This window comes from Leisingera sp. ABM4_101 (assembly GCF_056158725.1).
In genome coordinates this window covers 3,981,210-3,999,550 of sequence record NZ_JBSWTV010000002.1, presented here as the reverse complement: position 1 = coordinate 3,999,550, position 18,341 = coordinate 3,981,210, and the positions used below count along the sequence as shown (strand labels likewise).

Below are 18,341 nucleotides of genomic sequence, written 5' to 3'. Positions count from 1 at the left end.
TCATTGCAACGTCATTTGCTGTCATAAACGGTCCGCGCCTGCAGCACCTGCTGATGCCGCCCGGCGGCCCAGATGGTCAGGGATTTCATGTGCTCCAGCAATTCCTGCCCCAAGGGAGTGAGCGCATAGGACACTGCCACCGGCGGGCCGGGATCGACGCTGCGGGTGATATAGCCGTCACGCTCCAGCTTGCGCAGGTTTTCGGTCAGCACCCGCTGGGTCACATCGCCGATGGTGCGCCGCAGCGCGCCGAACCGCAGCGCGCCGTCCTCCAGCACCAGCACGATCAGCATCTGCCATTTGCCTGTCACCTGCGACAGAACCTGCCGTATCGGGCAGTCCTCTGCCTGTTCCTTGGAGAGGGCGGTTACTGGAAGCATACCTGGTTCCTATATAGTGCGTAATTGATATCAGGTGCAAAAAGAATACCACATTGGGGCGTCACGACAATGCGATTCGAAAGGACATCCGATGAGTGCGAAAGAAATCGTTCTGAATGCCGTAGCGGCGATTTTCACCGCGTTTGACCCGGAGGCGGCAGAGCAGTTGCTGGCACCGGGTTACATCCAGCACAACCCGATGGTGCCAACCGGGGCTGCGCCCATTATCGGTTTCATTCCGGCGCTGAAGGAAAGCGGTGTCACGATGGAGGTCCACCGGGTGATTGCCGAGGGCGACATGGTGGTGCTGCACAGCACCTACGATAATGCGCAGGCCTTTGGCGCGGAGACACTGGTGGCCTTCGACGTGTTCCGAGTCGAGGGCGGGAAAGTGGCCGAACACTGGGACAACCTGCAGCCGCCCGCCGCGCCGAACGCCTCTGGCCGCACCTTGACCGACGGCCCGGCCGAGGTCACGGATCTGGACAAGACGGCGGAGAACAAGGCGCTGGTGCAGGGGTTTGTGACTGACGTCCTGCACGGCAAGGCGCCGGAGAAGATCACCAGCTACGTCTCGACGGAAACCTACCTGCAGCACAACCCGAATATCGGCGACGGGCTGGAGGCCCTTGGCGGAATGATCCAGCATCTGGCGGAAACCGGCCAGGCGCTGGCTTATACCAGCACCCCGATTGTGGTGGCCGAGGGGAACTTTGTCTTCACCGCCTCAGAGGGCAGCCTGGGAGAAACACCGATGGCGTTCTTTGATCTTTTCCGGGTGGAGGACGGCAAGATCGTCGAGCATTGGGATACCGTCAGCCCGATCCCGGCAGAGATGGCGCACGACAACGGCAAGTTCTGATAGCACTCAGCGAAAAGGGCGGGGATGATCCCGCCCTTTTTTTACTTCACGATGTGCTCGTCCTTGACGAACATATTGGCCCAGGCGCGGTCGATCAGTTCCGGCGACATCTGGTAGGGGATGCCTTCGAACTCGCAGATCGAAATCATCTGGTCGATCAGAAACACCGGCTGGTAGTTGGCGTAGATGTTGTTGATCGTCGGGTATTTCTTTTTCAGCAGATGCACCAGCGCGGCCTCGTCCAGCGGCATGCCCTTCTTGCGGGCCACCATGGCAAAGATCTTGAGGAAGTTCTCCTGGTTCGGGCCGTCGATCTTGATCTTGAAGAAGATCCGGCGCAGCGCCGCCTGGTCGAAAATCTCATTCGGGTGGAAGTTGGTGGAGAAGATCACCAGCGTGTCAAACGGCACCTCGAACTTCTCACCCGATTGCAGCGCCAGGATATCCTTGCTTTCTTCCAGCGGCACGATCCAACGGTTGACCAGGGACTGCGGCGGTTCCGCCTGACGGCCAAGGTCGTCGACGATGAAGATGCCGCCAGTGGATTTCAGCTGCAGCGGCGCCTGATAGGTACGTGCAGTGGGGTTGTAGACCAGGTCCAGCATGTCCAGCGACAGTTCGCCGCCGGTGATCACGGTGGGGCGCTCGCACATCACGTACCGCTCGTCAAAGCGGCGGCGGCGGCGCAGGGCGTTGGGATCTTCCGCTTCCTGTTCAACCGCGGTGTGCACGATCGGGTCATAGACGGTTATCACCTGGCCTGCGTATTCGATGGCGCGCGGCACATAGACATGATCCCCCAGCGCATCGCGGATGCCGTTGGAGATCGAGGATTTACCGTTGCCCGGCGGGCCGTACATCAGGATCGAACGACCGGCGCTGACTGCGGGGCCGAGGTGATCCAGCAGGCTGTTGGGCAGCACCAGATGCCCCATCGCATTGGTCAGCTGGTCGCGGGTCACCTGGATGTTGCGGATCGACTGGCGCTTCACCTGCTCGCGGTAGACTGCCAGCGGAACCGGCATGGCGCCGAAATATTCCGACTGGCTGAGCGCATCCTGGGCGCGGGACTTGCCGGCGTCAGTCAGCTGGTAGCCCATTTCGTTGCCGCTGTTGGCGTTCAGCGTGCCGGTGGCCTCCAGCAGCTTCTGCTCGCGGGCCATGTCCACCAGCTCCTGGGTGACGGAGGAGGGCAGGCAGATCGCCTCGGCGATCTCGCTTACGTTTTCCACGTTTTTACGGAAAATCGTTTTGAGCAGAATGTCCCGCATCATCACCAGCGGCAGCTGCATCTGTTCCAGCCCCTTGGGGGCGGGTGGGGCCACAACGGTGAGGTTCTGCATGTTCATGGCGGTGCCTGTCCCTGAAATCCATATCTGGCCCCGGCGGGCGGGGCGCTCCTGGAAACAGACTATTCAGGACTGTGGCAACAGCGGGGCAGAGCTGCAGCATTTCCGCGGAGGCGGCAGAAATCAGGGAGAGTTTTACAGGCCCGCGGGCTGGCTGCCGAACAGCGCTGCCAGGATCAGGTAGAGCGCCAGAGTGCCGCCCAGGCACAGGCCCATGGGAAAGCTCTTGCCGGTTTCCCAGCTTTGCCAATCGGGCGCCAACCGCCGCAAGGGAGTGTATTTGGCGATCCTGTGGGCGGTGAACCCTGCCAGCAGGGTTGCGGCAAAGATGATCATCAGAAGCCGCAGATCGCCAAGGGCAAAAAACGGGGCAGCGGCGCCGGCGAATTTGGCGTCGCCTGCACCGACGGCGCCGGCAGAGTAGAACAGGAAGCCCAGGGCGATGCCCGCCGGCAGATGCAAAATGTGCCAGCCATAGTCCGCCCAGCTGGGCATCACCAGCGCCCCAACAGTGACATAGATCACTGCCAGAACATCGACCGCCCAATTAGGGATGCGCATGCCGCGCAGGTCCGTCAGCGCAACTGTATAGCACAGCGGCAGCACAAAGGGCAGGAACCACAGGGCAGCATGGGCCGGGAATTGCATGGATCAGCCGTTCTCCAGGGCCGCCAGCGAGCGGGAGGCTTCCTCGAAATGCTGCGGGTGGGTGTCGATCGCCTCGCGCAGGAGGTTTTCGCCGATGGCGACGTCGCCTTGCTTGACTGCCGACAACGCCAGCGTGTGCAGCAGCAGGGCGCGTTCGGTTTGATCCAGCGGGATCACCGGCAGGGTGTAATTGCGTTGCGCACCGCGGGCCAGCACCAGGTTGTTCTTGGCCGTGAACAGGCCCTGATCCTGACGGATCGCCTCGCCGAACAGGCGCTCTGCGCCGGCAAAGTCGCCGCGGGTCAGTTTGGAATAGCCCCAGTTGTTCATTACCTTGGCAGGTTTGGTGGTCAGACCGGCTGCGATTTCATAGAAGCTGTCGGCGCGCTTCCAATCCTTGCCGGCATCCGCGACCACGGCCTCCAGCCGGTAGCGTTCATAGGTCTCATGCGTCGGGGGCACCTGATCGAGCTGTGCCTTGGCTGCATCCCATTCGCCGCTGCGCACCAGTGCGCCGGCCAGTTGCACGTGATCTTGGCTGGTGGCGCCCTTCATCGTCACCACCTTTTTCCAGGCGGCGGTGCCCTCGGTGTTGCGCTTGGCGCGGATCAAGGAATGGGCAAGGCCGCGCTGCAGCTCAATCCGCTCCGGGTCGTTCTTGAGCGTGCGCTGGAAATGGGCAACTGCCTCATTCGGGTCGGCCACGGTCAGCATGACATCGTTGAGATTGCTCTCGTCGATGACATTCACTTCCTGGAAAGCCCGTTCAACGGTTTCATCGCCTTTCTCCGCGCAGGCCGACAGGACCAGCGCCCCTGCAAGAGAAGCGGATAGAAAAATCTGCTGGCGCATTGGTGCGTCCTTTTTACTGCTCTGCCTCTTTATGGTGCTTGGCGAATCAGGTAGCTGCCGCTGCCTTGCCGCACCAATTTGTAGTCTTGTTTTTGAGGCTCAGTATGCGCAGGATTTTCCAGTTTTGCGAGTGCCAGGCGTAAATTATCGCGGATTGCGTCACTTTCGCCATTGTCAAGCGCATAGGCACGCTGGAACACCTGCACCGCTTCGGCGGTTTTGCCGCGTTCCATCAGCGCCACGCCCAGGTTGTTCATCGGTTCCGGCCAGGACGGGTCGGCATCCACCGCCTGGCGCAGCAGCTCCTCTGCCTGGCCCAGCCGCCTGAGACCCAGTTTGGCCGAGCCCATGCCGGACAGCACCTCGGCGGTCAGCCCGTGGTCAAGTGCTGCGCGGGTAAAGGCCTGCAGCGCCAGTTCGTGTTCGCCTGCGGCCATCAGCCGGTTGCCGACCACCAGCCCGTCTTCGGCCTGGCCGCGCGTATCATCGCCCGGCGCCCAGGGGCTGCTCTTGTCCTGTTTCAGCCCGCCCGGCGCGCAAGCTGCCGCCAGCGCGAGGGCGCTGGCGGCGGCGGTGGCCTTCAGCAGACGGGCAGCGGCTGCCCGTAGCGTTTTGGTCATTACTGGGGTCCTGCGTTGCCCATATTCATGATGCCCTGTACCGACGGGCCGACCAGGATGATCAGCAAGGGCGGAACCGTCAGCCCCATTGTGGCAAGGGTCATCTTTACGGGCAACTTGTTTGCGGCCTCTTCGGCGCGCATCACGCGCTTGTCACGCATTTCCCCGGCATAAACCCGCAAGGCGTCGGCGATCGAGGTGCCGAAACTGGAGGACTGGATCATCACGGTGACAAAGGAGGACACGTCCTGCACGCCGCAGCGGGTGCCCATGTCGCGCAGCACCTTGTCCTTTTCCTTGCCCGCCTTCATTTCATAGGCGACGACTTCGAATTCCTCGGCCAGCTCCGGGAAGGAGGCGTGCAGTTCCTTTGCAACGCGGACGATTGCCTGGTCCAGCGACTGGCCCGCCTCGACGCAGACCAGCATCATGTCCAAGGCGTCCGGGAACCCTTCGGTGATCTTCTGCTTGCGCTCCTCGATGCGGCGGGTGATCCAGTATTTTGGCAGCAAATAGCCTGCAGCGCCCGGACCGATGATGCGGATGGCCATCTGCTGGCTGTCATAGTCCGTGTCGGCCTTCAGAACGTAGACAAAGAACAGACCGGCCAGCAGGCCGACAATGCCCAGGGCAAACTGCGCGAAATGGAACAGGCGCACCGAGTCCTTGGAGTGATAGCCTGCCTGACGCAGCTTCAGCTCCATGGCTGAGAGTTCTTCCTCGTTCTGCGGTTCCAGGAAGCCTGCGAATTTCTGCAACTGCTCGTTGCGGTTGCCCTGACGCAGCCGCTCCTTCTTGGGTGTGTTCCGGGTTTCCGGCGCCATGTTTTTTTGCAGCTTTTTCAGCGGGTCCTCGGGCTGATTGAGCAGCAGGGGGATCGCCAGCAGGATCATGAACAGCCCGGCGATGCCCAGCACCAGGAGCGGGCCGAATTCGCCAAGCTGCGACGTCAGAAAGCTGTCTATGCCGGTCAGAAAATCCACGGTCGCCTCCTTAGACTTTGATGTTTGTCAGCATGCGCATGACAAAGAGGTTGGCTGTCAGCATTGCGCCGACTGCGAAACAGGCCGGGATAAACCAGGGATGGTCCAGCACGTTGTCGTAGTAGTTGGGATCCTTGACCAGGATGCCGATCAGGCAGAACAGCGGGAAACCCGACAGGAACTTGCCCGACCACTGCGCCTCGGCGGTGATCGCCTTGACCCGGCGGAACAGGCGGAAGCGGGCACGGATCACCTTGGCGAGACCGGCCAGAACCTCGGCCAGGTTACCGCCCGATTGCTGCTGGATGGTCACGGCAACGGCGAGGAAGCGCATGTCCTGCATGTCCAGGCGTTCGGCCATTTCCTTGAGTGCCTCGCCGACATCGCGGCCATAGGCGCATTCGTCGGAGATGATGCCGAACTCCGTGGCCAGCGGGTCCTCAACCTCATTCGCGACGATCTGCACCGCAGAGGTGAACGGGTGGCCGACGCGCAGGGAGCGCACCATCAGTTCCACTGCGTCCGGCAGCTGCTCCTCAATCATTGCCATCCGCTTGGCGGCTTTTTTGTTGACCCAGAAAAACACCGCGCCGATGCCGATAATAACTGAGCCCAGCACGCGGACGGGCAGGGGGGCAGAGGTGCCGATGCTGAGACCGACAAAGGCAACTGCGGCTAACCCGGCCATAATCAGGATCAGCTGTTTTGGCGAAAAGGCGATCGCAGCCTTCTGCGCGCGCTCGGAAAGCAGCGAATAGAGCGGGATCGACTGCGACTTGGCATGCTGGCCCAGCTCCTTGCGCAACTGCTCCAGCACCTGCTCGCGGTTGCTGCCCTTCTCCATCATCTCCAGCCGGCGGTTGACCTTGCTGTTGAGGCTGATGGATTTGCCGAAGGTAAATAGATACAGGCCTTCAACCAGGGCCAGAACCCCAAAGAAGATCAAGCCATAGATAAGCGGTTCAGCACTCAGTTGCATCAGCGCGGCTCCATCACGGTGGGTTCATAAATCGACGGCGGCAGGTCATAGCCCCACAGGCGGAAACGCTCCGAATAGTGGCTGCGGACACCAGTGGCAGTAAAATGACCGATGATCTTGTTGTCCGGCGTCAGCCCGACGCGCTGGAACCGGAAGATTTCCTGCATCGAGATCACATCGCCTTCCATACCGGTGATCTCAGTGATCGACGTCATCCGGCGCGAGCCGTCCTGCAGGCGTGAGGCTTGCACGATCAGGTTCACCGCCGAGGAGATCTGGCTGCGCACCGCCTTGATCGGCATTTCAATGCCCGCCATGGCAATCATGTTTTCCAGACGCGAGATACCGTCCCGGGCAGAGTTGGCGTGGATCGTGGTCATCGAGCCGTCGTGACCGGTGTTCATGGCCTGCAGCATGTCGATCACTTCCTCGCCGCGGGTCTCGCCGACGATGATGCGGTCGGGGCGCATCCGCAGAGCGTTCTTCAGACAGTCGCGCGGCGATACCTCGCCCTTGCCTTCGACGTTGGGCGGGCGGCTTTCCATGCGGCCCACATGGGTCTGCTGCAGCTGAAGTTCCGCCGTATCCTCGATAGTCAGGATGCGCTCAGCGTTGTCGATGAAGGACGACAGCGCGTTCAGCGTGGTTGTCTTGCCCGAACCGGTGCCGCCAGAGACGATCACGTTCAGGCGGGTTGAGACAGCAGCCTGCAGATAGGCGGCCATTTCCTCGGTGAAGGCGCCGAAATTCACCAGGTCGTCAATGCCCAGCTTGTCCTTTTTGAATTTCCGGATCGACACCAGCGAACCGTCTACCGCGATCGGCGGCACCATCGCGTTGAAACGCGAGCCATCGGCCAGCCGGGCGTCTACATAGGGATTGCTCTCATCGACACGGCGTCCCACGGCAGAGACGATTTTGTCGATGATCCGCATCAGATGCTTCTCATCTTTGAAGGCAATGTCGGAAAGCTCAAGCTTGCCGCTGCGCTCCACAAAGATCTGCTGCGGGCCGTTGACCAGAATGTCGCTGACGGTGTCATCCTGAAGCAAGGCTTCCAGCGGACCGAGGCCGGTGACCTCGTCGTAGAGTTCCTTGTTCAGCTGCTGCCGGTCTTCGCGGTTCAGAACGATGCTCTTCTCGGCCAGGATTTCGGTCGCGATATTGGCAATCTCAGAACGCAGCTCTGCTTCGCCCGCGCGTTCCAGGGCCGCGAGGTTCAGGTTTTCCAGAAGCTCCCGGTGCAGCTGGATCTTGATTTCGCTCAGGCGTTCCTTGCGCTTGCGCTCCTTGTCCATCGGCTGGGCCTCGGCCGCCTTGCGCTGGACCGGCTTACGCAATGATGCCGCAGGCTTGGCGGCGGCTGCCGCCGCCGCTGGTTCAGGTGCGGGAGCGGCAGGTTTGGCCGCTTGCTTTTTGTACTTGGAAAACATCAACTCACCCCAGTTCAAGCCGCTCAGGCGGCTTCTGCTTCTCTCCGGCCCAGCTCATGAAGTGAGGCCGCGAGCTTGGCGATTTCCTTGCGCAAGGGATTCTTTGCTGCCGAAACGGCCAGCGGCAGCCCATGGTCGCAGCTCTGCAGAACCTGCTTGCCGCCATCGGGCAGTTGCAGGTCGATAGAGATGCTGAGCGATTCCGCCATCCGCTTGACCCGGCTTTTGCCGGCGAGGTCGGTAAATTTCGGGGCCCGGTTCAGGGCAAAGCGCAGCTTTTCGAAGGGCAGGTCCTCCGACTGAAGCGCCCGTTTCATGCGCAGGGCATTTTGCGCGGAGCGCATGTCCAGCTCGATCATCGCGAAATAGACATGGGCCATGTTCAGCACGGTTTCCGACCATTGCACCAGAGTGTGGGGCAGGTCGATGACAACAAAGTCGAAGTGGCTGCGCGCCATTTCCACCACCCGGGTGATGTCTTCCGGCGACAGGATGTCCAAGGGCACCAGCTCCGACGGCGCGGTCAGAACCTGCAGGCGCTCCTGGAACGGCAGCAGGGCCTGGCCGAACAGGTCTGCATCCATGCTTTCGGTTTCGCTCAGCATTTCCATTACCGCCTCGCGGCGGGGCAGGTCCAAATAGGTTGAGACCGAGCCGTGCTGCAGATCCAGATCGAGCAGGCAGACACTGGGTTCATCATGCTCGCTGAGGGCGGCAAGCTCCCACGCCAGGTTAACAGCCATGGTGGTGGAGCCGGTACCGCCGGCCAGCCCGTGGCACACGATCACGGCGCCCTCGCGCTGGCTGCCGGATTGCAGCTGATGCGGGTTCTGCGCCACCTCCGGTTCAGGTGCTTGCAGCCGGTCGATTGCGGACTGCAGCTCCTGTTCCGGCAAGGGGTAGGGGACAAATTCATCGGCCCCTTGGCGCAGCAGCGTGTGCAGCGCCGCGGGCGTCACGTCCTCGGCTATCAGGATCACCTTGATGCCGCGTGATTTCGCCTGGGTGATGATCTCACCCAAAAGCGGCAGGTCGCCCTCATCCGCGCTGTCGATGGCCAAGGCGACAAATTGCAGCGGCTCTGCCCCGGACTGGCCGAAAAAGGCCAGCGCCTCGGTAAAGCCCAGATCACCCCAGGCCTCTCCCAGAGCGGCTTCCATGTCTTCGATCAAAAGATCGAAATTCTGCACGTCGCGGCTGATCGTGCAGGCAACAATCGCAGGTGTCTCTGTTTGCGGCATTCCGCTGCTCATCGCCATCATCCTTGTTCCCACCGGCGGTCCGGACACAGGTCACAGTCCGCCTCTAGGAAACAATTTCGGTGGCAATCTAGGCGATATTGGGGCCAAAAATCCCCAAATGTGGGGAATTGTTACTAGTTCGTAACCGCTGGGCCGCGAAAACCGCTTACTGCAGGGCGCGCTCGATCGACTTCTGCTCGGTCAGGGTGGTGGCCGGAACTGCGCTTTCCAGATATTCGCGGTAGATGATCTGGGCGTATTTCCCGTCCAGCACCGAGGGATGGCGCTTGAGGAAGCCGCTGACCTCAGTCACGGTGCGGCGGTTGCGGCGTTCGCGCTCCGGCGTCGGGATCAGCGGCTGGGTTTCGCCGTGGGAGACCACGGCCTCCAGCCGGTTGCGGCTGATACCGCGCGAGACCAGGTAGTTGACCGCGGCACGGGCCCTGCGCAGGCCAAGCGACTTATTGTAGGCATTGCTGCCGACCGCGTCGGTATGGCCGAAGACGCGGAAGCGCACTTCGGGGAATTGCTTGATCCAGCGCGCCTGCTGATCCAGCGCACTGCGGGCTGCCGCATCCAGGCGGGAGCTGTCAAAGTCGAAATTAATGGTGCTGGGCACCTCTTTGGCGAACCTGCTGGCCAACTGGATCGCATAGCTGCGCTCGCCGCTCATCACCGCCGCGTTGTTGAAGGTGGCTTCACCGAAGGCGCCCTTGCGGTTCAGCTCTCGCCCGGCTTCCCGCTCGCAGGCAGCTGCGGTCAGGAGAAGGCCGAGAATTGCAGCGGTTCTGATCATCTGTGCCACTCCTTATCAGTCCAGCACGTAGCCGTAAGAGCCATTGAAGTCCTGCTTGGCCACCTCGGCAGCCGGGCCGTTCTTGGTGCGGGCCGTGCGGCCGAACAGGAACAGGTCCTTTTCGCTGGGCGGGGCCACCCGGTCGGTCGGCAGGGTCAGCGCTTCGCCGCGGGTCGGAGTGACCAGATGCGCGCTGACGATAATCACCAGCTCGGTCTGCTCGCGCTGATAGTCGGCGCTGCGGAACAGCGCGCCCAGAACCGGCACATCGCCCAGCCAGGGCAGCTGCGCGGAGTTGTCGAGGAATTCATCGCGGATCAGTCCGGCAATCGCAAAGCTCTCGCCATCGCGCATTTCCACCGTGGTTGACGTTTCCCGGCGCGAAAAGGCGTCGATGGTCAGGCCGTTCAGCTCCAGCGAGTTGGTCGGGTCGATCGCCGACACCGCAGCGTTCAGTTCGAGATTGATAAGATCGCCGTCGACCACCCGTGGGATGAAGTTCAGCTCAATGCCGAAGGGCTTGAATTCAATGGTGATCACGCCGTCTTCCTGCGCGACCGGAACTGGGTATTCGCCGCCGGCCAGGAACTTCGCTTCCTGTCCCGACAGGGCAGACAGGTTGGGTTCAGCCAGGGTGCGGACCACGCCTTTTTGCTCCAGCGCTTCCAGCAGCAGGCTGACCTGGACGGAGCCTGCGTTGAAGCCGAACAGGAAGGCACCGGTGTTGGCATTGGCGGCGGGGATGTTGCCGGCCAGCGAGTTGGCCAGCGCGCCGGAGGTGTTCAGGGTGTTATAGCCGCCGGTGCGGCCATTGCCGGTGCCGCCGTTGAATCCCAGCGAGGCGCTGAGGGATTTCGAAACCGAGCGCTGCATTTCGGCAAAGCGGACCTTGAGCATGACCTGCTGCACGCCGCCGACCGACATCAGGTTACTGACCCGCTCAGGTGCGTAGCGTTCGGCCAGATCCAGAGCCCGCTGAAGGCGTGCGGCGCTGGACACGGTGCCGGACAGCACAATGCCGTCATTGGCGGTGCGCACCTCGATCTTCTCGTTTGGCAGGATCTGGCGCAGGCGTTCCTTGAATTCGGTCACATCCGCAGCCACCCGCACGTTCACGTTGGTGATCAGCCGGCCGGAGCCATCAAGCAGCGTCAGGGTGGTCAGGCCAGGCGATTTGCCCAGCACATAGATGGTGCGGTCTGAGAGGGAGGAAATATCCGCAATACTGGGGTTTGCGATGCTCAGCTCTGCAAAGGGTGTTTCGCTTTCCACAACCACAGCGCGGTTCATTGGCACGTCCAGCGTTGCCGCCGTGCCCTTCTTCACCACCCGCAGAGATTGCGCCGATGCCCCATCCGCCTGCGGCATGCCAATTAGCGATAGCCCCATAAGGGCCGCCGCCACGAACCGTTTAATTGCCATGTGACCTGCCTTTCCGATCACGCCTCAAAATCCGGGTCTTTTTGCCCGCTCTTTGGGCCACTGTGGTGCAGATCCCGAATTATTGCAAGAATCAATGGCTTCGGCGCCGTTCCTGAGGGGTTTGCATTGTGGGGCAAGCGCAACAGGCAAAACAACCGCCCTTCGAAGTGAAAGGGCGGCTGAACCTGTTAACGGTCTGCAAGGAAATGATATTCCTAGTTGGTGCAAGGGATCGGGATTTCCACAACCTCAGCGCCGCGGCGGGTCCTGATGGTGCAGACTTTTTCCTTTTCTACTTCCTGAGGGGCTTCCAGCGCACCCAGTCCCAGCAATGTGCGCTGGTCCACTTCAACCACCGAAGCGATGGTGTCGTCGCCTGCACCGACCAGCGCCAGGGACAGGCGCCCGGTGGTCTGCGCCTGCGCCAGCGCCGCCACCTGTTTGGGCAGGGCCGCAACCGTAACGGTGCGGGCGATGATGGCTTCACTGATGTCGCCGCCGGCGCTCTGGTCCACGGCAACCAGCTCCACATTGGTCTCAATCAGCCGGGTGACTTCGCCGTGGGTTCCGCTGGAACCCGGCATCATGCCGGTCCAATAGACATCGACCTTGTCGCCTGGACGCAAGAAACCCGAAACGCCCGAGGACACATCAACCTTGATCGCAAAGGCCCGCATGCCGCGCTGCAGCCGGGAGGTGATGCCGGCATCCTCGCCAGGCGCGGTCACCTTGACCGCCATGATGGCCTCGTCCTTTTCCATCGCGCGCAGTACCACGCGCAGCTTGTCGCCGCTTTGCGGCGGGAAAAGGGTGTCCAGAGCGGTAAAGGCGCCATCGGGAATGGCGTTCTCCGGCCAGCGCACGGCGCGTACGGCTTCCTTGGACAGGCGTTCGCCGTACTTCAGGGGTTTGGTGGCGACAAAGACATCGACCGTCGGGACCGTTTCAGCCCGGGCGGCGCGTTCGCGGGCCAGTTCGTTCTGATAGGCCGAAATGTATTTCTTGGCCATCATGACCGCGCCGCCCGCGAGGGCGACACCGACAATCAGCACAAGTCCGAAAACTGCACGCATTGTGTTACCTCTCATCAACCGAAGCCGGGTGTCCGCGGGGCGGTTCCGGCCAACGGATTTTTAAACATCTGCGGACTTTGGCCAGGGCAGCGGCGGATGGCAGCCACCCGTCAGGCAGCGTGCCTTAGCCAAAGTTCCAGTTGCTCATGTAGGCCGCCAGCGCATCCGCCAGCCCCAGGGCGCCGTCCTGCATCAGGCCGGCGATCAACGCGGCCAGTCCGGCCACGGCGGCTGCCAGAATAACCCAGTCCACTGTGATTGCGCCATCTTCGCTGGCAATAAATGACCTAAACTTCTTCATGTCGCGGACCTCGCTGCCCTAATTGATCAGCTGCGGTTCCGCTTGCTGCAAGCAGCTCCGCCCACTGTTAAGGTTATTAAGCTTTATGAATGGGGCCTTAATTGGGCGCAAACCTGTGCATTTCGCCCTAAAAGCCTGGTATTTGATAGACTTTTCAAATTGTTTCTTCAGCCCCGGCTGCTGCGTTTGGCTGGCAAAGGAAAGGCCGCCCTCCGAAGAGGGCGGCCAATCTTGCGATCAAGCAGTGCGGCTTAGGTGGTGCCGCCGGTGCTGGACGACGGAGCCTGGTCGGACAGGAAGTCGCCAGTGCTGCTGGTTAGGTCGGATGCGCCGTCCTGGATGGCGGTGTAGACAACACCGGCCAGAGCTGCGACGGCAGCGGTCAGAACAACCCAGTCGACGGTCACGGCGCCGGATTCTTCCTTGCGGAAATTCTTGAAGAATTTGATCATGGTTGGTCCCTCCAAAGGATCTCAGAAATTGTCGTGTCCCGCCGTCTCGCCAGGGTCTGCACTCTCACCTGCTTGGCCCCTGTCCGGCTTGGATGAGTACATATAGCCAGCGGAGAATGGCAGGAATTAGGCCGAAATCCGGAATTGCCGCCCAATTTTTACTTTTTGGCAAGAAAATTTGCAGCCAAGGGCAGAGGTGCATTGAAGCCGTTGAAAAAACAGTTCCGGCCTGAGACTTGCAAACCTCTCAGGCAGCGGGGGCTGGCAATAGAAAAGGCCGCCCTCCGAAGAGGGCGGCCAATCTTGCGATCAAGCAGTGCGGCTTAGGTGGTGCCGCCGGTGCTGGACGAAGGTGCCTGGTCGGACAGGAAGTCGCCGGTGCTGCTGGTCAGGTCGGATGCGCCGTCCTGGATGGCGGTGTAGACAACGCCGGCCAGAGCTGCGACGGCAGCGGTCAGAACAACCCAGTCGACGGTCACGGCGCCGGATTCGTCTTTGCGGAAGTTTTTGAAGAATTTGATCATGGTTGGTCCCTCCAAAGGATCTCAGAATTTTCGTCATCCCGCCATCTCGCCAGGGTTTGCACTCTCACCTGCTTGGTCCCTGTCCGGCTTGGATGAGTACATATAGCCAGTGCAGCGTGGCAGGATTTGGGCCGAAACCCGGAAATTCCCGCCTAATTTTTACTTTTCGGCAATGATTTCTGTACGGCATTGATTTTGCTGGGTTAAAATTCAGTTACCTGCTCGTGTCCCGTGGTAATTCGGCGCCAGTCAGAGCGAAATAAGGCGGTTGCGCCAGATTCTGGGGCGCAAAAGCTGGTGTTCGGGCTCTAAGTTTTTCATTTTGAAGCAAGCAGAAACCAGAGGCAGGCAAAGAAATGCCGTTTCGCAACGCAGTATTGGCCCTGGCGGCCTGCGCAGTGCCGTTTGCCGCGGCGGGGCAGCAGGTGCCGCCCCGGCCTTTCCCTGAATTCGAAGCCAAGCGTATAAAGCCGCCAGCACCTGGAGCAGGCAAGCGAATAACCGTGCAGATTGAGCCGCAAGCCGTGCAGGAGCCCCCGGCCTCTGATGCAGAGACGGCAGACGGAACATCACCTTTGCCAGAGGGGCGTTACGGCTGGTTCTGGGACAAGATTGCCGCTGGTCTGGAGGACAGCGGACCTGGGCGGCTGGATGACGCGCTGCAAGCGCTGCGCGGCTCCAAGGAGCTGACGGGGCCGCGGCTGCAGCTGTTGCAGGAGATTGTTCAGGAACGCGGAATACAGATCCTGACAGAGAGTGTTGGCACAGAGGTCTCACCAGCGCTGGTGCTGGCCGTGATCGCCGTCGAATCTGCGGGCCGCGCCGATGCCGTCAGCGCAGCGGGGGCGCAAGGGCTGATGCAGCTGATGCCTGATACGGCTGCCCGGTTCGGCGTGAGCGACGCGCTGGAAGCGCAGCAGAATATTTCCGGCGGTGTGAAATACCTGGACTGGCTGATGGGAGAGTTCGGCGGCGACCCTATCCTGGTGCTGGCAGGGTATAATGCAGGCGAAGGCGCGGTACGCGCCCATCAAGGGGTGCCGCCTTTTGCCGAGACCCGCGATTACGTGCCTAAGGTGCTGGCCGCCTATCAGGTCGCGCGGGGCCTATGCATGACTCCGCCGCAGTTCCTGTCTGACGGCTGCGTGTTCCGGACCGCCAAATAGGGGCGGTTCGTCATTCCAGCAGAGCGTCGGTAAGCAGCAGCCTTGCGGTATTCAGCGCGTCTTCTGCAGGGGCGGGGGTGACGGACATGGCTGCCAGGATGATCGCGCCTTCCTTCAGCATGAGCAGTTTACGGGCCAGGGCTGCTGGATCCGCAGCACCTGCTGACTCTGCCAGACGGGTGAAATGATCCAGCAGAAGCTGCTTATGTTCTGTGGATTGCCGGTACACTGGATGGCTGCGGTCCTGGAACTCCGAACTGGCCTTAACAAACATGCAGCCGGCAAACTCGGGCTTTGCGAACCATTCTTCCAGTGCCGTGAACATCGCAAGAAGCTGCCCGGCCGGGTCCGGTGACAGAGCCTCCATCCGCCGGTAAAGCCAGTTCCGGAAGTTTTCATCCCGCAGCCGCAACACTGCGATGATGAGCTCATCCTTGGTGCGGAAATGCTTGTACATGGATGTCTTCGAGACACCGGTTTCCTTGACCAGCGTATCCATGCCCGTCGCGTGAAAGCCGCTGCGGTAGAAAACCTCCAGGGCCTTTCGGACCAGTTCATCTCGTTTGTTCGGGCGCATGATTCGTCCTTTTGCGTACTGATCTGTACATATGTTTGCCGGTCTGCCGCCGCAAATAAAAAGTTTTTGTGCGCAAAAACAATGTGAAGCGAGGCAAGCTGTCTTTATTCTACAGCACTCTGCCTTTGGTTTTGAATTGGTTTACAGATCGGTACATACATGTAATGTAAGTTAACAGATTGGTACACTTTTAATCAGGGAGATTGTCATGAGACGCCTCTTCAAGCCAATGGCCTCGCCGCTCGGGCCGGTAATCCTGGCATCCTGCATCGCCGCAGCATTGACTGTTCCAGCGGAAGGAACCCAGCCCGTCAGCCCTGCCGGGTTGTGTTCGAAGGTGATTTCAGACGAGAGCAAGGCATGACCTGCCTGCCGGGACCGGGAAGACCAGGACCGGAGGGGCTGCAATGAAACGTGACGTGCTTCTCGCTGTATGCGCCGCGGTACTCGCCGGCGGAGCGTTGCTGCCAGTGACACTCCCGCGGGCGCAAGGAGGCGCAGAGGCTGTGCAGAGCTTGGCGGCAGAGCAGCGCTAGACTGTGCACAGAGGAGCCGCTTTGCCTGTAAAAGCCAGCAGCCGTTGCGGGGCTAGGCCTCTCTCCGGCTGCTGGTGCCGTGAATTTCGGGACATTTTTCGGAAGCTTCGCTCTGAAACCATCTTTTTGCCTGATTTTATTGATTTTCACCACCTGATTTAGACCATTATGTCATTGGAGGCAGGTATTGGACTTAGGGATTGATCCAACGGCAGTGGCCGCGGGCTCGCAAGAATTGACCGGCAATATCGTCTTGATCGGAACAATTGCGTTTGTCGGGTTCTTCGGCAGGTTGGTTTTTGTGGCCTTTGCACCGGGCATCGCCAAGGCTAGCCCGTTCCGCAACTTTTCGGCCCCCGGTTTTCTTGTGCTGGCGGCGGTATTGTTTGGCGGCGGGCTGTATGTGTCCGGTAAGATGGTCAAGGCCCAGGTTCTGTTCAACCGGCATGTAGTTGACCCCGTCATTGTCACTTGGCTGGACCGTGACAGCTGCGACCCGGCGGACGGCAGCTATTGCGTGGTTGTCTTTGAAGATGGACAAGAGAAGATCGTCAACTGGTACGACAAGCAAGTCTATATGTGGGAGATCGTCAACCCGCCGGAGGGCGCCGTATGGACCGCGCTGCGTCCCAGGATGCGGCCGGGAGAGAGCCTGCCAGCTGGAGTTTGAAAAAAAGCCCGCCTGAAACTGGCGGGCTTTTTCATATGCGGTTTTACCGGGGATCAGTCGGCGATTGTGGCCTGGGTTGCCGCCCGCAGCTCGTCCTCGCTGACGCCCTCGGCCAGCTCGACAATCTTCAAGCCGCCGTCCACGACGTCCAAAACGCCGAGGTTGGTGATAATCCGGTCCACTACACCCTTGCCGGTCAGCGGCAGGGTGCATTCCTTCAGCACCTTGCTGTCGCCGTGCTTGTTGGTGTGGTCCATCACCACCACCACACGGCCGACGCCCGCAACCAGGTCCATGGCGCCGCCCATGCCCTTCACGAGCTTGCCCGGGATCATCCAGTTCGCCAGGTCGCCGTTCTCGGCCACTTCCATTGCACCCAGGATCGCCATCGCGATCTTGCCGCCGCGGATCATCGCAAACGACTGCGCCGAGTCGAAATAGGCGGTCTGCGGCAGTTCGGTGATGGTCTGCTTGCCGGCGTTGATCAGGTCGGCATCCTCTTCGCCTTCATAGGGGAAGGGGCCCATGCCCAGCATGCCGTTCTCCGACTGCAGGGTCACTTCCACACCTTCGGGGATGTAGTTGGAGACCAGCGTCGGAATGCCGATGCCAAGGTTCACATACCACCCGTCCTGCAGTTCCTGTGCGGCGCGCGCCGCCATCTGATTGCGGTCCCAAGGCATTATGCTTGCTCCTTCTTCTGACGGACGGTGCGCTGTTCGATGCGTTTCTCGTGGTCGCCCTTGATGATGCGGTGCACGTAGATGCCGGGCAGGTGGATCGAGTCCGGGTCCAGCGAGCCGGTGGGCACGATTTCCTCAACCTCAACCACGCAGACCTTGCCGCAGGTGGCGGCCGGCGCATTGAAATTGCGGGCAGTCTTGCGGAACACCAGGTTGCCGGTCTCATCCGCTTTCCAGGCCTTGACGATGGCGAGGTCGGCAAAAATGCCTTCCTCCATGATGTAATCCTCCATGGCACCGTCCGGCCCGGTGGGGAACTGCTTTTCCATCTTGCCTTCGGCAATCACGGTGCCAACGCCGGTCTTGGTGAAGAAGCCCGGGATGCCCGCGCCGCCGGCGCGCATCCGCTCCGCCAGGGTGCCTTGCGGGTTGAATTCCAGCTCCAGCTCGCCGCTTAGGTACTGGCGCATGAATTCGGCGTTTTCCCCCACGTAGGAGGAGATCATCTTCTTCACCTGCCGCGTTTGCAGCAGGATGCCGATGCCGAAATCATCGACGCCCGCGTTGTTGGAGGCGAAGGTCAGGTCCTTGGTGCCTGCGTCCTTGATCGCCTGCAACAGCAGTTCGGGGATGCCGCAGAGGCCAAAGCCGCCTGCGGCGATGAACATGCCGTCGTGAAGCAGCCCGTCGAGCGCTTCAGCGGCGCTGGAATATACCTTTTTCATGGAGATCTCCCATTATGCCGGTTGCGCTGAGTTCTGGCCCTCTGCCGGTTCGGAGTCAATGAATACGGA

General features: G+C 60.9%; 21 protein-coding genes. 3 read left to right on the top strand and 18 right to left on the bottom strand.

Features of this window, described 5'->3' with window-relative positions:
• Window positions 1-11 precede the first annotated feature (11 nt).
• Window positions 12-380 carry a winged helix-turn-helix transcriptional regulator gene (locus ACXAEK_RS20670; RefSeq protein ID WP_475044807.1) on the bottom strand — a complete coding sequence of 123 codons (369 nt, stop codon included), beginning with the start codon at window positions 378-380 and terminating at the stop codon, window positions 12-14.
• Between the two features lie 91 nt (window positions 381-471).
• On the opposite strand from ACXAEK_RS20670, the gene ACXAEK_RS20665 reads away from it, so the two are divergent.
• Window positions 472-1,242, top strand: coding sequence for a nuclear transport factor 2 family protein (locus ACXAEK_RS20665; RefSeq protein WP_475044805.1), 771 nt, complete (start codon window positions 472-474; stop codon window positions 1,240-1,242).
• Window positions 1,243-1,283: 41 nt separating this feature from the next.
• On the opposite strand, the gene ACXAEK_RS20660 is transcribed toward ACXAEK_RS20665, so the two are convergent.
• The 14 genes from ACXAEK_RS20660 to ACXAEK_RS20595 all read right to left on the bottom strand — a co-directional run bounded on the left by ACXAEK_RS20660 (window position 1,284) and on the right by ACXAEK_RS20595 (window position 13,915).
• A complete protein-coding gene (locus tag ACXAEK_RS20660; RefSeq protein WP_475044804.1) occupies window positions 1,284-2,591 on the bottom strand; it encodes an ATPase in 1,308 nt (435 codons plus the stop codon).
• A 135-nt stretch (window positions 2,592-2,726) separates the two neighbouring features.
• Complete coding sequence (locus ACXAEK_RS20655) at window positions 2,727-3,239, bottom strand: prepilin peptidase (RefSeq protein ID WP_475044803.1); 513 nt, start codon at window positions 3,237-3,239, stop codon at window positions 2,727-2,729.
• 3 nt (window positions 3,240-3,242) lie between these two features.
• On the bottom strand, window positions 3,243-4,091 hold the full coding sequence (locus tag ACXAEK_RS20650; RefSeq protein ID WP_475044801.1) for a tetratricopeptide repeat protein: 849 nt from the start codon (window positions 4,089-4,091) through the stop codon (window positions 3,243-3,245).
• A gap of 29 nt (window positions 4,092-4,120) precedes the next feature.
• Window positions 4,121-4,711 carry a tetratricopeptide repeat protein gene (locus ACXAEK_RS20645; protein WP_475044800.1) on the bottom strand — a complete coding sequence of 197 codons (591 nt, stop codon included), beginning with the start codon at window positions 4,709-4,711 and terminating at the stop codon, window positions 4,121-4,123.
• Window positions 4,711-5,694 (bottom strand): type II secretion system F family protein, encoded by a 984-nt coding sequence (locus ACXAEK_RS20640; RefSeq protein ID WP_475044798.1) that lies wholly within the window; start codon window positions 5,692-5,694, stop codon window positions 4,711-4,713. Before ACXAEK_RS20640 ends, ACXAEK_RS20645 begins: the two co-directional genes overlap by 1 nt.
• Before the next feature lie 10 nt (window positions 5,695-5,704).
• Window positions 5,705-6,673 carry a type II secretion system F family protein gene (locus ACXAEK_RS20635; RefSeq protein WP_475044796.1) on the bottom strand — a complete coding sequence of 323 codons (969 nt, stop codon included), beginning with the start codon at window positions 6,671-6,673 and terminating at the stop codon, window positions 5,705-5,707.
• Window positions 6,673-8,106 (bottom strand): CpaF family protein, encoded by a 1,434-nt coding sequence (locus ACXAEK_RS20630; protein WP_475044795.1) that lies wholly within the window; start codon window positions 8,104-8,106, stop codon window positions 6,673-6,675. Before ACXAEK_RS20630 ends, ACXAEK_RS20635 begins: the two co-directional genes overlap by 1 nt.
• 23 nt (window positions 8,107-8,129) lie before the next feature.
• Window positions 8,130-9,359 (bottom strand): CpaE/TadZ family protein, encoded by a 1,230-nt coding sequence (locus tag ACXAEK_RS20625; protein WP_475044793.1) that lies wholly within the window; start codon window positions 9,357-9,359, stop codon window positions 8,130-8,132.
• A 154-nt stretch (window positions 9,360-9,513) separates the two neighbouring features.
• Window positions 9,514-10,143, bottom strand: a complete 630-nt coding sequence (locus tag ACXAEK_RS20620; RefSeq protein ID WP_475044791.1) for an OmpA family protein — start codon at window positions 10,141-10,143, stop codon at window positions 9,514-9,516.
• A 15-nt stretch (window positions 10,144-10,158) separates the two neighbouring features.
• Window positions 10,159-11,565: a type II and III secretion system protein family protein gene (locus ACXAEK_RS20615; RefSeq protein WP_475044790.1), complete on the bottom strand. Its 1,407-nt coding sequence runs from the start codon at window positions 11,563-11,565 to the stop codon at window positions 10,159-10,161.
• Window positions 11,566-11,780: 215 nt separating this feature from the next.
• Window positions 11,781-12,638: a Flp pilus assembly protein CpaB gene (cpaB, locus tag ACXAEK_RS20610; protein WP_475044789.1), complete on the bottom strand. Its 858-nt coding sequence runs from the start codon at window positions 12,636-12,638 to the stop codon at window positions 11,781-11,783.
• A 124-nt stretch (window positions 12,639-12,762) separates the two neighbouring features.
• Window positions 12,763-12,939, bottom strand: a complete 177-nt coding sequence (locus ACXAEK_RS20605) for a hypothetical protein (protein WP_475044788.1) — start codon at window positions 12,937-12,939, stop codon at window positions 12,763-12,765.
• A gap of 251 nt (window positions 12,940-13,190) precedes the next feature.
• Entirely contained in the window at window positions 13,191-13,391 is a 201-nt protein-coding gene (locus ACXAEK_RS20600) for a hypothetical protein (RefSeq protein WP_475044786.1), read from the bottom strand.
• Window positions 13,392-13,714: 323 nt separating this feature from the next.
• Window positions 13,715-13,915 (bottom strand): hypothetical protein, encoded by a 201-nt coding sequence (locus ACXAEK_RS20595; RefSeq protein WP_475044785.1) that lies wholly within the window; start codon window positions 13,913-13,915, stop codon window positions 13,715-13,717.
• 356 nt (window positions 13,916-14,271) lie between these two features.
• Between ACXAEK_RS20595 and ACXAEK_RS20590 the strand changes: the two genes are divergently transcribed.
• The gene (locus tag ACXAEK_RS20590; RefSeq protein WP_475044784.1) at window positions 14,272-15,081 is read left to right on the top strand and encodes a lytic transglycosylase domain-containing protein; all 810 of its coding nucleotides are present in this window, start codon (window positions 14,272-14,274) and stop codon (window positions 15,079-15,081) included.
• A 10-nt stretch (window positions 15,082-15,091) separates the two neighbouring features.
• Here the strand turns inward: ACXAEK_RS20590 and ACXAEK_RS20585 are convergent, their stop codons facing one another.
• Window positions 15,092-15,658 (bottom strand): TetR/AcrR family transcriptional regulator, encoded by a 567-nt coding sequence (locus ACXAEK_RS20585; protein ID WP_475044783.1) that lies wholly within the window; start codon window positions 15,656-15,658, stop codon window positions 15,092-15,094.
• A gap of 723 nt (window positions 15,659-16,381) precedes the next feature.
• Here ACXAEK_RS20585 and ACXAEK_RS20580 point away from each other — a divergent pair.
• Window positions 16,382-16,864 (top strand): hypothetical protein, encoded by a 483-nt coding sequence (locus ACXAEK_RS20580; RefSeq protein ID WP_475044781.1) that lies wholly within the window; start codon window positions 16,382-16,384, stop codon window positions 16,862-16,864.
• Window positions 16,865-16,917: 53 nt separating this feature from the next.
• Here the strand turns inward: ACXAEK_RS20580 and ACXAEK_RS20575 are convergent, their stop codons facing one another.
• Together ACXAEK_RS20575 and ACXAEK_RS20570 are read right to left on the bottom strand one after the other, a co-directional pair.
• On the bottom strand, window positions 16,918-17,547 hold the full coding sequence (locus ACXAEK_RS20575) for a 3-oxoacid CoA-transferase subunit B (protein WP_475044779.1): 630 nt from the start codon (window positions 17,545-17,547) through the stop codon (window positions 16,918-16,920).
• Window positions 17,547-18,272: a CoA transferase subunit A gene (locus tag ACXAEK_RS20570; protein ID WP_019298342.1), complete on the bottom strand. Its 726-nt coding sequence runs from the start codon at window positions 18,270-18,272 to the stop codon at window positions 17,547-17,549. Before ACXAEK_RS20570 ends, ACXAEK_RS20575 begins: the two co-directional genes overlap by 1 nt.
• Window positions 18,273-18,341: the final 69 nt, after the last annotated feature.